10 protein-coding genes are annotated in these 12,008 nt (G+C 66.1%); 4 read left to right on the top strand and 6 right to left on the bottom strand.

The window, feature by feature from the left end; genetic code table 11:
• The first annotated feature begins 97 nt into the window (after positions 1-97).
• The 4 genes from AAFN89_RS00365 to AAFN89_RS00350 all read left to right on the top strand — a co-directional run bounded on the left by AAFN89_RS00365 (position 98) and on the right by AAFN89_RS00350 (position 5,520).
• Positions 98-1,705, top strand: a complete 1,608-nt coding sequence (locus tag AAFN89_RS00365) for an ABC transporter substrate-binding protein (protein WP_347534740.1) — start codon at positions 98-100, stop codon at positions 1,703-1,705.
• A gap of 118 nt (positions 1,706-1,823) precedes the next feature.
• Positions 1,824-2,774 carry an ABC transporter permease gene (locus tag AAFN89_RS00360; RefSeq protein ID WP_347534738.1) on the top strand — a complete coding sequence of 317 codons (951 nt, stop codon included), beginning with the start codon at positions 1,824-1,826 and terminating at the stop codon, positions 2,772-2,774.
• A complete protein-coding gene (locus tag AAFN89_RS00355) occupies positions 2,771-4,717 on the top strand; it encodes a dipeptide/oligopeptide/nickel ABC transporter permease/ATP-binding protein (RefSeq protein ID WP_347534736.1) in 1,947 nt (648 codons plus the stop codon). Before AAFN89_RS00360 ends, AAFN89_RS00355 begins: the two co-directional genes overlap by 4 nt.
• A complete protein-coding gene (locus AAFN89_RS00350; RefSeq protein WP_347534734.1) occupies positions 4,714-5,520 on the top strand; it encodes an ATP-binding cassette domain-containing protein in 807 nt (268 codons plus the stop codon). The genes AAFN89_RS00355 and AAFN89_RS00350 overlap by 4 nt, the downstream gene beginning before the upstream one ends.
• 675 nt (positions 5,521-6,195) lie before the next feature.
• Here AAFN89_RS00350 and AAFN89_RS00345 read toward each other — a convergent pair.
• From AAFN89_RS00345 to AAFN89_RS00320, 6 genes are all read right to left on the bottom strand, one after another.
• Entirely contained in the window at positions 6,196-6,915 is a 720-nt protein-coding gene (locus AAFN89_RS00345; RefSeq protein WP_347534732.1) for an HAD family hydrolase, read from the bottom strand.
• Positions 6,916-6,963: 48 nt separating this feature from the next.
• On the bottom strand, positions 6,964-8,001 hold the full coding sequence (locus tag AAFN89_RS00340; protein ID WP_347534730.1) for an aldo/keto reductase: 1,038 nt from the start codon (positions 7,999-8,001) through the stop codon (positions 6,964-6,966).
• 10 nt (positions 8,002-8,011) lie between these two features.
• The gene (locus tag AAFN89_RS00335; RefSeq protein WP_347534728.1) at positions 8,012-8,788 is read right to left on the bottom strand and encodes an SDR family oxidoreductase; all 777 of its coding nucleotides are present in this window, start codon (positions 8,786-8,788) and stop codon (positions 8,012-8,014) included.
• A 28-nt stretch (positions 8,789-8,816) separates the two neighbouring features.
• On the bottom strand, positions 8,817-9,638 hold the full coding sequence (locus AAFN89_RS00330) for a carbohydrate ABC transporter permease (protein ID WP_347534726.1): 822 nt from the start codon (positions 9,636-9,638) through the stop codon (positions 8,817-8,819).
• A gap of 7 nt (positions 9,639-9,645) precedes the next feature.
• The gene (locus AAFN89_RS00325; RefSeq protein WP_347534724.1) at positions 9,646-10,533 is read right to left on the bottom strand and encodes a sugar ABC transporter permease; all 888 of its coding nucleotides are present in this window, start codon (positions 10,531-10,533) and stop codon (positions 9,646-9,648) included.
• A gap of 79 nt (positions 10,534-10,612) precedes the next feature.
• Positions 10,613-11,926, bottom strand: coding sequence for a sugar ABC transporter substrate-binding protein (locus tag AAFN89_RS00320; RefSeq protein WP_347534722.1), 1,314 nt, complete (start codon positions 11,924-11,926; stop codon positions 10,613-10,615).
• Between the last annotated feature and the right edge of the window lie 82 nt (positions 11,927-12,008).

The following is a 12,008-nucleotide window of genomic DNA, read 5'->3' as shown; positions in this document are numbered from 1 at the left end:
GTTTGTTGTGACAGGCTGGGTCCTGGATTTTTCGAGAGGAACGCGAAGCTCGCGGCCGAATCCGGCCCATGAACGACAAGACATGGAGGTTTCCCCGATGACCTGGATGGGACGCGCTTTCAAGGGCGCCACGCTCGCCACAGCTCTGGCCGCCAGCCTCTCGCTCGGCGCCCTCACGGTGGGGATGGCCCCCGCCCAGGCGGAAACCCCGCCGGACGTCCTGGTCGTGGGACAGATCGCCGAACCCAAATCCCTGGATCCGCACACGGTCACGGCGGTCAACGACTTCCGCATCCTGGTCAATATCTATGACGGGCTGGTCCGGTTCGCCGACGGCACGCTGGAGGTGGAGCCCGCGCTGGCCGAAAGCTGGGAGATCAGCGAGGACGGCAAGACCTACACCTTCCACCTGCGCGACGGCGTCACCTTCCATGACGGTTCGCCCTTCAATGCGGAAGCGGTGAAGTTCAACTTCGACCGGATGCTGGACGAGAACCACCCCTATCACGACACGGGGCCGTTCCCGCTGGCCTTCTTCTTCTCCGTGATCGAGGAGACGGAGGTGGTGGACGAGCTGACCGTCCGCTTCCATCTGACCGAACCGTTCGCCCCCCTGCTGTCGAACCTCGCCTATCCGACCGGCCTGATCGTCTCCCCCTCAGCGGTGGAGGAGTACGGCCAGGATTATGGCCGGAATCCTTCCGGCACCGGCGCCTACAAGTTCGCCCGCTGGGACAGCAACACGCAGGTCGCGGTGGAGGCGAACGAGGATTACTGGGACGGCGCGCCGGAACTGCGCGGCGTGGTCTTCCGCCCTCTGACCGACGCCAACGCCCGGGTCAGCGCCCTGCTGGCCGGCGACATCGACCTGATGGTCGAGGTGCCGCCCGACCAGGTCGCCGCCTTCCGCGACAATCCCGACTACATCGTCTACGAGCAGGCGGGCCCGCATCTCTGGTTCCTGATCCTCAACATGCGGGAGGAGCCGTTCGACAACAAGCTGATGCGGCAGGCGGTCAACTACGCCATCGACAAGGAAGCGCTGGTCAACGAAATCCTCCAGGGGACGGCGACGGTCGCCACCGGCCCGGTGCCGGCCGCCTTCGAATGGGCGTTCAACGAGGAGCTGGAGCCCTACCCTTATGATCCGGAGAAGGCTCGACAGCTTATCGAGGAGGCGGGCTATGGCGACGGCGTGGACGTCACCTTCTACGTCACGGAAGGCGGCTCCGGCATGCTCGATCCCGTCGCCATGGGCACGGCCATTCAGGCCGATCTGGCGGAGGTCGGCATCAATGCGGAGATCGAGACATACGAGTGGAACACCTTCCTGGCGGAGGTGAACTCCGGTCTGGAGGGCAAGGCCGACATGGCGGAGATGTCCTGGATGACCAACGATCCAGACACCCTGCCCTTCCTGGCGCTCCGGTCCGAGGCGATGCCGGAGGATGGCGGCTTCAACTCCGGCTACTACTCCAATCCGGAGGTCGACGCCCTGCTGGAGCAGGCCCGCACCTCCACCGACCAGGAGGAGCGCGCCCGTCTCTACAAGGAGATGCAGGAGATCGTCTACGAGGACGCCCCCTGGGCCTTCATCGCGAGCTGGCAGCAGAACGCCGTCTCAACGGACGAGGTCCAGAACTTCGAACTGCAGCCCTCCTTCCTGCTGCTCCTCCACGACGTGACCAAGGCCCCGGCGGAGTGAGCCGAACCACCCTCACCCCCAACCCCCTCTCCCGCAAGCAGGAGAGGGGGCTATTAGACTCCCTCCCCCGCAAGGCGGGGGAGGGTCGGGGTGGGGGTAGGGCTCCGGAAGGCCCAAGATGATCTCCTACATCGCCCGACGGCTGCTGCTGGTCATCCCGGTGCTGCTGGGAATCTCCGTCATTGTGTTCCTGGTGATCTCCCTGATCCCGGGCGACCCGGCGCTGGCCATCCTGGGCGGCTATTACACCGAGGAGAACGCCGCCCGGCTGAATGCGGAACTGGGGCTCGACCGGCCGCTGCCGGTCCAGTTCATCTCCTGGCTGACGGGAGTCCTTCAGGGCGATCTGGGGCGGTCATACGCGCTCAACCGTCCGGTGGCGGCGGAGGTCGGGGAGAGGCTGGGGCCGACGCTGATCCTGGCCGGAGCATCACTTCTACTGTGCACCATCTTCGGCGTGCTGGCCGGCGTGGTCGCGGCGGTCAAGCAATATGGCTGGCAGGACAAGCTGATCACCCTCCTGGTCCTGATCGGCATCTCCACCCCCTCCTTCTTCCTGGGCATCCTGCTGATCCTGTGGTTCGCGGTCAGGTTGGACTGGTTCCCGACCAGCGGCATGTACGATCTGTTCGGCGATCGCGGCATCCTCGACCTGCTCTACCATCTGGTCCTGCCGGCGACGGCGCTGGCCGTGGTGGCGACGGGCGTGGTGGCGCGCCTGACCCGATCGAACATGCTGGAGGTGCTGCGGCAGGACTATGTCCGCACCGCGCGGGCCAAGGGGCTGCGCGAGGGGACCGTGATCTACAAGCACGCCTTCAAGAACGCGCTGGTCAACATCATCCCGATCATCGGCATCCAGGCAGGCTTCGTGCTGGGCGGCGCGGTCTATATCGAAAGCGTGTTCCAGTGGCCCGGCATCGGCCGAATGCTGGTCGACGCCATCGGCCAGCGCGACATCCTGCTGGTCCAGGGTGGGGTGCTGGTGGTGGCGACGGCCTATGTGCTGATCAATCTGGCGGCCGACGTGGTCCAGAGCATGATCGACCCGCGCGTGAGGGGCCGATGACCGCCGTCGCCGAAGAAGGCGCGACGACGCCCCGCAAGAGCAGCCGCCCCGGCGCCTGGGCGCGGCTGTCGCGCAATCATCTGGCTGTCTTCGGCCTCTGCCTGCTGGCGGTGATCGTGACGGTGGCGCTGCTGGCGCCGATCCTGCCTCTGCAGGACCCGAACGCCACCGCGCCGGCCGACCGCCTGCTGCCGCCGCTGAGCGAAGGGCACTGGCTGGGGACCGATCCGCTGGGCCGGGACATCCTTTCCCGGCTGGTCTGGGGAACGCGCATCAGCCTCGCCGTCGGGGTCGCCGCGACGCTGGTCGCCGCCATCATCGGATCGCTGATCGGCCTGATCGCCGCCTTCTACGGCAAGGTGATCGACAACATCCTGATGCGCGGCATCGACATGCTGATGGCCTTCCCCTATCTGCTGCTGGCGCTGGCGATCGTCGCCGTGCTGGGGCCGGGCCTGTTCAACGCGCTGCTGGCGATCGCAATCGTCAACATCCCGTTCTTCGCCAGGGCGGTGCGCGGGGCGACGCTGTCGCTGGTCAATCGGGAATTCATCGACGCCGCGAGGCTGAACGGCCTCAGCAACACGCGCATCATCACCAGCGAGATCTTTCCCAACGTCCTGCCGATCATCGTCATCACCATGTCGACGACCGTCGGCTGGATGATCCTGGAGACGGCGGGGCTCAGCTTCCTGGGGCTGGGGGCGCAGCCGCCGCAGGCCGATCTGGGCAACATGCTGGGCGACGGGCGCAGCCTTATAACTTTGGCGCCCCATGTCGCGGTGGTGCCGGGGGTGCTGATCCTGGTGCTGGTGGTCGGCATCAACCTGGTGGGCGACGGGCTGCGCGACGTGCTGGACCCGCGCCTGAAATCCGGCGCCCTCTCCCGTCCCGTCGCCATGACCGACGCCGCGCCAGCCGCCGAACGCGGAATCGGCGACGATCCGGCGGAGTCGGAGACCGTGCTGTCGGTGCGGAACCTGTCCACCCATTTCACGATCGGGTCGGAGACCTACCGTGCGGTGAACGATGTCAGCTTCGACCTCAGGGCCGGAGAGGCGTTGGGCATCGTCGGGGAGAGCGGATCGGGCAAGTCGGTGACCGCGCTGTCGATCCTGGGGCTGGCGCCGACGCCGCCGGGGCGGATTGTCTCCGGCCAGGTGCTCTATCGCGGGGAGGATCTGGTCGGTGCGGATCTGAAGCGGCTCCAGGACATCAGGGGCAACCGGATCGCCTATATCTTCCAGGACCCGCTGACGACGCTGAATCCCCTCTTCCCGATCGGGGAGCAGATCGCCGAGACGCTGCGCCGGCATCAGGGGACGGATCGCGGGGCGGCGATGAAACGGGCGGTGGAACTGCTGGACCAGGTCCGGATCCCTTCGGCGGCGGAGAAGGCGGACGCCTATCCCCACGAGCTTTCGGGCGGCCAGAGACAGCGCGTGGTGATCGCCATGGCGCTGGCCAACGATCCGGAAATCATCATCGCCGACGAGCCGACGACTGCTCTGGACGTGACGACGCAGGCCCAGGTGCTGACGCTTCTGGACGAGCTGCGGCGGGAACAGGGCGCGGCGCTGATCTTCATCACCCATGATTTCGGCGTGGTGTCGGAGGTCTGCGACCGCGTCCTGGTGATGTATGCCGGGCGGATCGTTGAGAGCGGCCCCGTCGCCACCCTGTTCGACCGGCCGGGCCATCCCTACACCAGCAGGCTGATGGATTGCGTGCCGGTGCTGGGCCAGCCGGAACGATCCATCGACGCCATTCCGGGACTGCCCCCGGCGGTCAACCGGCTGCCGCCGGGATGCTCCTTTGCACCCCGCTGCCCCTATTCGATCGACGCATGCCGGCAGGGCGTCATCCCGCTCGATCTCGTCGAAGAGGGCCATCGCGCGCGATGCATCAGGACCGAGGATCTGCGCCGGGAGGGCAAGCTGTGAGCGACATCGTCGTCGATATTTGCAATCTCTCCCGCGATTTCGGCGGCGGGCGGACCATCACCGGCGGGAAGAAACCCGTGATCCGGGCGGTCAAGGACGTTTCCCTGTCGATCGCGCGGGGCAGAACGCTGGGCATCGTCGGCGAAAGCGGCTGCGGAAAGTCCACGCTGGCCCGGATGGTCGTCGGCCTGCTGGAGCCGACGGAGGGCAGCATCCGCCTGGACGGTGAGGATGTCGCCGCGCTCTCCGGCAAGGACAAGCGCGCCTTCCACCGGAAGATACAGATGGTGTTCCAGGACCCGCTCTCCTCCCTCAACCCGCGCAAGACGGTGCGGGAGGCGCTGGAGGCCCCGCTGAGGGCGCTGACCGATCTGGATGGCGCGGCGCGGAAGGCGCGGGTGGCGGAGCTGATGGACATCGTTGGCCTGCGTCCCGAATTCATCGATCGCTACCCGCACGAATTCTCCGGCGGTCAGTGCCAGCGGATCGGCATCGCCCGCGCGCTGGCCGCGCAGCCGCCAATCCTGGTGCTGGACGAGCCGGTATCGGCGCTCGACGTCTCCATCCAGGCGCAGGTCCTGAAGCTGCTGCGGGAACTCCAGGCGGAGCTGGGCCTCACCTACCTCTTCATCTCCCACGACCTGGCGGTGGTGGAGAGTCTGTGCGACGAGGTGGCGGTGATGTATTTCGGCGAGTTGGTCGAGCATGCGCCGAGGGAGAAGCTGTTCGCCAGCCCGGCGCATGACTATACCCGCCAGCTTCTCGCCGCCGTGCCGGTGCCGGGACAGCGCCGGCTGCATTAGACCCTTCCTATATGTTCCTGTTTTGTTCTATCATGCTGTATGACCGGCACGCTTCCCCTGTTCGACGGGCCGATGGACGGGATCATGAGGCGGCTTCGCGCCGCTCATGGCGACCTCCCGCCACGGCGGCGGCTCGACCCGCTGAGTCAGATGGTCCTTTCGCTGATCTCCTGCCGCACGAAGGACGAGGAATCGGGAGCGGCGTTCGACGTGCTGGTTCGACGGTTCGAAAATTGGGATGAGGCGCGGCGCGCGCCGACCGCCCTTCTCGCCGATATCCTGTCCCGCACCACATGGCCGTTGGACAAGGCGCGGTTCGTGCAGGCGTCGCTTAACGCGGTCATGGAGCGGCGGGGCTCTCTCGATCTCGATTTCCTCGACCGACCGCCGGTACCGGAGGCCAGGGCATGGCTTGAAAGCCTTCCGGGCGTCGGGCCGAAGATCAGCGCGTCAACCCTCTGCTTCAGCACCCTGGCGCGCCCGGTCCTGCCGGTGGATACGCATGGCCATCGGGTCGCGGCGAGGCTCGGCCTGATCCCCGCGAGAGCGGACGACCGAAAGGCGGACCGGCTGCTGAACGACCTCATCCCGAAAAGCTGGGATACGGCGGCGATCGATTCCTGGCATTGCCTCGTGAAGATCCACAGCCAGACGGTCTGCACCCATGACCGGCCGCTATGCGGGCGCTGCGTCCTCCGCGATTTTTGCCGCTGGCCGGGCCGCGACGCGAACGTCCAGAAGGTCGCGGAGGATCGCCGCGAGGTCTTCGGCGGTCCGCGCCAGCCAGTCGGCTTCGAGCGGAGATCCGGTCAGGGCGTGATGGCCGCCCCCGAGAAAGCCGATGCAAGGCATTCCGGCGTTCCTCGCCGCCTCGACGCCGGGTCGCGTGTCCTCCACGACGATGCAATCGGCAGGATCGAAACCCATCACGGTGGCGGCGTGAAGGAACAGGTCGGGGGCGGGCTTGCCGTTCGGCACCATAGTCGCGCTGAACAGGCGGCCTTCGAACCTGTTCAGAAGTCCGGCAACCTTCAGCGTATGGCGTAGCCGGTCCGGCGCGCTGCTGGAGGCGACGGCGACCGGCGCGTCGAGCCCGTCCAGAAGCTGCTCGATCCCCACCATTGGCCGCAATTCGCGCTCAAGCACATCGAAAAGGGTTTCGTGGAACCTCTCCTGGAAATCCTTCGGCAGCAGCCGGCCGGTGAGATCTTCTATGCGCCGTCGGCAATCGGCTGCGCTTCGGCCGAGGAACCGTCGTGTCGTCTCATCAAGGGTCAGATCCAGCCCGATTCCGGCGAGGGCGTCGCGGAAGCAGGCAAGGGCGATCGGTTCGCTGTCGACCAGAACGCCGTCGCAATCGAAGATCACCAGCCTTGCCGCCATCAGGATCGCCACCCGTCCAGCCCCTGGAAAATTCACCCTGTCATGATTCAGGGCGACCGCCTATTCCGGCGTCGGCGCATCCTCGCGGCTGAGGCCGCCGGTCTTCAGGTCACGCCAGAAGGCGGGCGGGATGGCGGCCGTCATGAGCCTCGCATTGCTTTCCGCCTCCGCCCGCGATTTGGCTCCGGGAATGACGGTGGCGACGGCGGGATGACCCAGCGGGAACTGGAGCGCGGCGGCCGGAAGGCTGACCTTATGGGCCAGGCAGATCTCCTCGATCCGCCTCACGTGGTCCTTCACCTCCTCCGGCGCCGGCTGATAGTTGTAGCGCGCGTCAGGAACCGCGCCGGTCGCCAGGATGCCGGAATTGAACGGCGCGCCCAGGATGATCGAAACCTGCTCCCGCTCGCATCGGGGCAGTAGCCCGTCCAGCGCCCCCTGCTCCAGCAGCGTATAGCGTCCGGCCAGCAGGAAGCAGTCGAACGGACCGATATCCAGCAGGCACTCGCACGCCTCCGCCTGGTTGACGCCCGCGCCGAAGGCGCGGATCACCCCTTCGTCCCGCAGCCGGTTCAGCGCCGGGAGCGCACCGGTCCGGACCTCCTCCAGCCGTTCGCCGATCCCGGCCCCATGGGTCCATTCGTCGGCGTCATGGATCAAGACCACGTCCAGCCTGTTGGTCCCCAGCCGCTGAAGGCTGTCCTCCACCGACCGAATGATGGCGTCGTAGGTGAAGTCGAACACCGGCTGGAACGGCAGTTCGCCGGTGAAGATGCCGCCCTGGCTGGCCGGCAGGCGCGGCGGCGGGACCTTTCCGTGGGGCTTCAGCAGACGCCCGACCTTGGTCGACAACACGTAGCTGTCGCGTGGATAGCGGCGCAGCACATGGCCCATCCGATGCTCGCTGAGGCCGTGGCCGTAGAGCGGCGCAGTATCGAAGAAGCGGATTCCGGTCTCATAGGCGGCAACGACCGTGTCCAGCGCCTCCTCCTCCGGCACCTCGGCATAGAGGTTCCCCAGCACGTTGCCGCCGAACCCGAGGGGCGCGACCTCGACATCCGATCCGCCGAGCCGTCGTCGCGTTGAAAGGTCGACCATGCCGCCTCCCCTACCAGCAGGTATAGCCGCCGTCGGCCAGCACGATGGAGCCGGTCATCAGGCTGGAAGCGTCCGACGCCAGGAAAAGAGCGACCGACGCGATCTCCTCGGGCTGGCCGACACGGCCCATCGGCGTGCTTTCCAGCCAGACCGGGTACATCCGCTGGTCCTGCATGCCGAAGCGGGTGAGCGGGGTTTCGATATAGGTCGGCGCCACCGCGTTGACACGGACGCCGCGCGCGCCCCACTCCGCCGCCAGGGACCGGGTCAGGTGATGAACGGCGGCCTTGGAGGCGTTGTAGTAGGCCTGCGGCTGCGGCTTGTTGACGATGAAGCCGGACATGGAGCCGACATTGACGATCGCGCCCTGCCCCCGCTTCAGCATCGCGCCGCCGAAGGCACGGCAGCACCAGAAGACGCCGTTCAGATTGACGTCGATCACGTTACGCCAATGTTCGTCGGCGACCTCCTCCGCCGGCGTGTCGCTGCGCGCGATGCCGGCATTGCAGACGAGGATGTCGACCTTCCCGTGCTCCTTCTCCAGCCGGCCTGCGACCTCCGTCACCTGATCGGGGTCCGTGACGTCGAGCTGGACGGTATGGACGGACTTCCCGATGGCGGCCTCCACGGTCGCCTTGCCTTCGGCCGCGGCCGCCCGATCGACATCGGCGATCACCACCGACGCCCCGGCCTCGGCCAGCGCCTGCACGCAGGCCAGCCCGATGGCGCGGCCGCCGCCCGTGACCACCGCCACCCGTCCGGAAAGATCGTATTTTTCGAGATACATGAAGGTTAGTCCTTGAGCGAAAACGGAACTATTTGACCGCGCCGAAGGTCAGGCCGCGCACGAGCTGGCGCTGGCTGAGCCAGCCGCAGACCAGGATCGGCGCGACGGCGAGCGTCGAGGCGGCGGAGAGCTTTGCCCAGAAGAGGCCTTCGGGGCTGGAGAAGGAGGCGATGTAGGTCGTCAGAGGCGCGGCGTCGAAGGTCGTGAGGTTGAGGCTCCAGAATGCCTCGTTCCAGCTCAGGATCACCGACAGGAGCGCGGTCGACGCGACGCCCGGCAGCGCCAGCGGCATCAGCAGGAACCACATCTCCTGCCGGGGCGTGGCGCCGTCCATCCTGCCGGCTTCCAGGATCTCCGACGGCACCTCCTTGAAGAAGGAATAGAGCATCCAGACCAGGATCGGCAGGTTGATGAGCGTGTAGATCAGGATGAGGCCCGTCCGCGTGTCCAGCAGCGACAGGTCCCGGAACAGCAGGTAGATCGGCACCAGCACGCCGACCGGCGGCAGCATCTTGGTCGACAGCATCCAGAGAAGCGTGCCCTTGGTCCGGTGGGTCGGGAAGAACGCCATGGCGTAGGCGGCCGGAATGCCGATCAGCAGGCCCAGCGCCGTCGCTCCGATGGAGACGACGACGCTGTTGATCGCGAACTTCAGATAGTCCGCCCGCCTGAACACCTCCTCATAGCTGGACAGGGTCGGATCGAAGAAGAAGGTCGGCGGCGTGGCGACGGCGTCGATCTCCGTCTTGAAGCCGGTCAGGATCATCCACAGGATCGGGAAGAACATGATCAGCGCGGCGGCCCAGCCCAGGATGACTGTCAGCGCCCTTGTGTGCGGTTTCTCACGCATCGCGGCCTCACGAATCCATGGTTCGCGCGACTGTGCGCATCAGGAAGATGGCGACGATGTTGGCCAGCACGATCGCGATGACGCCGCCGGCCGATCCCGCTCCGATGTCGAACTGCAGCAGCGCCTTGATATAGATCAGGAAGGCGAGGTTCGTGGTGGCGAGGCCGGGACCGCCGGAGGTGGTGACATAGATCTCCGCGAAGATGGTCAGGAAGAAGATCGTCTCGATCATCACCACGACGGAGATCGACCGGCGAAGGTGGGGCAGGATGATGTAGAAAAACATCTGCACCGGCCCCGCCCCGTCGATGCGCGCGGCTTCCTTCTGCTCATTATCCAGCGACTGGATAGCGGTTAGCAGGATCAGCAGCGCGAAGGGAATCCATTGCCATGAGACGATGATGATGACCGAGAGCATCGGCAGGTTGGCGAACCAGTCGACAGGAGGCAGGCCGAATAAATCCGTGATCCAGGCGAAAATGCCGTTCACCGGGTGCATCAGCATGTTCTTCCAGATCAGCGCCCCGACCGTCGGCATGATGAAGAAGGGCGCGATGATGAGCAGCCGCGCTGCCCACCGGCCGGGGAAATGCTGATCGAACAGCACGGCCAGGAGGGTGCCGAAGACGACCGTGATGGCCAGCACCGAACCGACCAGGACCAGCGTGTTCCACATCGCCCGCCAGAGCGCCGGGTCGTTCAGCAGATAGACATAGTTGTCGAGCCCGGCGAAGCCGGTCAGCGTCGGGTTCAGCAGGTTATAGCGCTGGACGGAGAACCAGAGCGTCATCGCCAGCGGCACGATCATCCAGACCAGGAGGACGAGAACCGAAGGCGCGACGAGCGGCAGCGTGTTCACCCGCCGGCGCTGCTGCATGAAGCGGTTGATCGCCATGAGCGCATTCCCGATGCTGGAGGGGTACGAGCGGAGGGCCGGGGCGAGAGCCTGCACCCTCGCCCCGGCCGATCCTTCGTCAGTCGATGTAGCCCGCCTGCTGCATCGTCCGTTCGGTCGCCTCCTGCGCCGACTGCAACGCTTCCTCGACGCTGATATTGCCGGCCAGCGCCGCGGCGATCACCTGCCCGACCTGCGTGCCGATACCCTGGAATTCGGGAATCGCCACGAACTGGACGCCGGTATAAGGAACCGGGTCGCGCGTCGGGTTGGACGGATCGGCGGTCAGGATGGCGTTCAGCACCCGATCGGCGAAGGGCGCGGCTTCCTGATAGGCCGGATTGTCGTAGGTCGACTGCCGGGTGCCGGGAGGAGCGGCCACCCACCCTTCCGTCTCGCCGACCAGCGCGATGTACTCCTTGGAGGTCGCCCAGGCGAGGAACTGCTTGGCCGCCTCCTCCTTCGAGGACGAGGCCGGGACGGCCAGCGCCCATGACCAGGACCAGGCCGAACCGTTGGGCGTCACCGCGACCGGCGCGGCTGCAACCCCCGTCACGTCGGCGACCTGGCTTTCATTCGGATTGTAGATGTATCCGGCGGCCGAAGTGGCGTCGATCCACATCGCGCAATTGCCCGAGGCGAACAGCGCCCGATTTTCGTTATGGCCGTTGGAGCTGGCGCCCGGCGGGCCATAATTGCCCAACAGGTCGACATAGAAATTGATCGCCTCAGTCCATTCCGGGCTGGTTAGCTGCGGCTGCCATTCCATGTCGAACCAGCGGCCGCCGAAGGTGTTCACCAGCGTGCCGACATAGGCCATGTTCTCGCCCCAGCCCGGCTTGCCGCGCAGGCAGATGCCGTAGATGTCATTCTCCGGATCGTGAAGAGTTTCGGCGAAGCCGCGGATGTCCTCGTAGGACGGCTCCTCGGGCATGGTCAGCCCGGCTTCCTCGAAGAGGTCGGTGCGATAGTAGGTGAAGGAGCTTTCAGCGTAGAAGGGCACGGCGTAGAGCGTCCCGTCATGGGACAAGCCGTTCTTCACCGGGTCGAATATGTCGTCGTAGTCGTATTCCTCGCCCAGATCGTCGACCGGCAGCAGCCAGCCCTGGGCGCCCCAGATCGGCGTCTCGTACGCGCCGATGGTGACGATGTCGAACTGGCCGCCGCGCGTCGCGATATCCGTCGTCACGCGCTGACGCAGCACGTTCTCCTCCAGCACGACCCACTCCAGGTCGATGCCCGTCTCCTCCTCGAACTGAGGGGACAGGCGCTGCATGATGATCATGTCCGCGTTGTTGACGGTGGCGATCGTCAACGTCTCCTGCGCGGCGGCCGTCCCCGTCGCGCAGAACAGAAGTCCCGTCGCGAGAAAGGCATAGCGGGATACCGACATGTGCGCCTCCTCCTGTCTTTGATGGTCCGAGATGCCCTTGACGAGGCACCTGCTTGTTTGAGCATTCGCTCAATTGGCAATC

The organism is Inquilinus sp. CAU 1745 (assembly GCF_039839375.1).
Taxonomy (GTDB): Bacteria; Pseudomonadota; Alphaproteobacteria; order DSM-16000; family Inquilinaceae; genus JBDOQU01.
Note: the sequence above shows the minus strand (reverse complement) of the source record. Positions and strands in the feature narration are given on the sequence as shown.

Excerpts from the sequence above, each read along its gene's own strand:
- AAFN89_RS00360 (WP_347534738.1), top strand. The coding sequence starts at position 1,824 with ATGATCTCCTACATCGCCCGACGGCTGCTGCTGGTCATCCCGGTGCTG.
- AAFN89_RS00325 (WP_347534724.1), bottom strand. The coding sequence starts at position 10,533 with ATGGCGATCAACCGCTTCATGCAGCAGCGCCGGCGGGTGAACACGCTG.
- AAFN89_RS00330 (WP_347534726.1), bottom strand. The coding sequence starts at position 9,638 with ATGCGTGAGAAACCGCACACAAGGGCGCTGACAGTCATCCTGGGCTGG.
- AAFN89_RS00335 (WP_347534728.1), bottom strand. The coding sequence starts at position 8,788 with ATGTATCTCGAAAAATACGATCTTTCCGGACGGGTGGCGGTGGTCACG.
- AAFN89_RS00365 (WP_347534740.1), top strand. The coding sequence starts at position 98 with ATGACCTGGATGGGACGCGCTTTCAAGGGCGCCACGCTCGCCACAGCT.
- AAFN89_RS00355 (WP_347534736.1), top strand. The coding sequence starts at position 2,771 with ATGACCGCCGTCGCCGAAGAAGGCGCGACGACGCCCCGCAAGAGCAGC.
- AAFN89_RS00320 (WP_347534722.1), bottom strand. The coding sequence starts at position 11,926 with ATGTCGGTATCCCGCTATGCCTTTCTCGCGACGGGACTTCTGTTCTGC.
- AAFN89_RS00340 (WP_347534730.1), bottom strand. The coding sequence starts at position 8,001 with ATGGTCGACCTTTCAACGCGACGACGGCTCGGCGGATCGGATGTCGAG.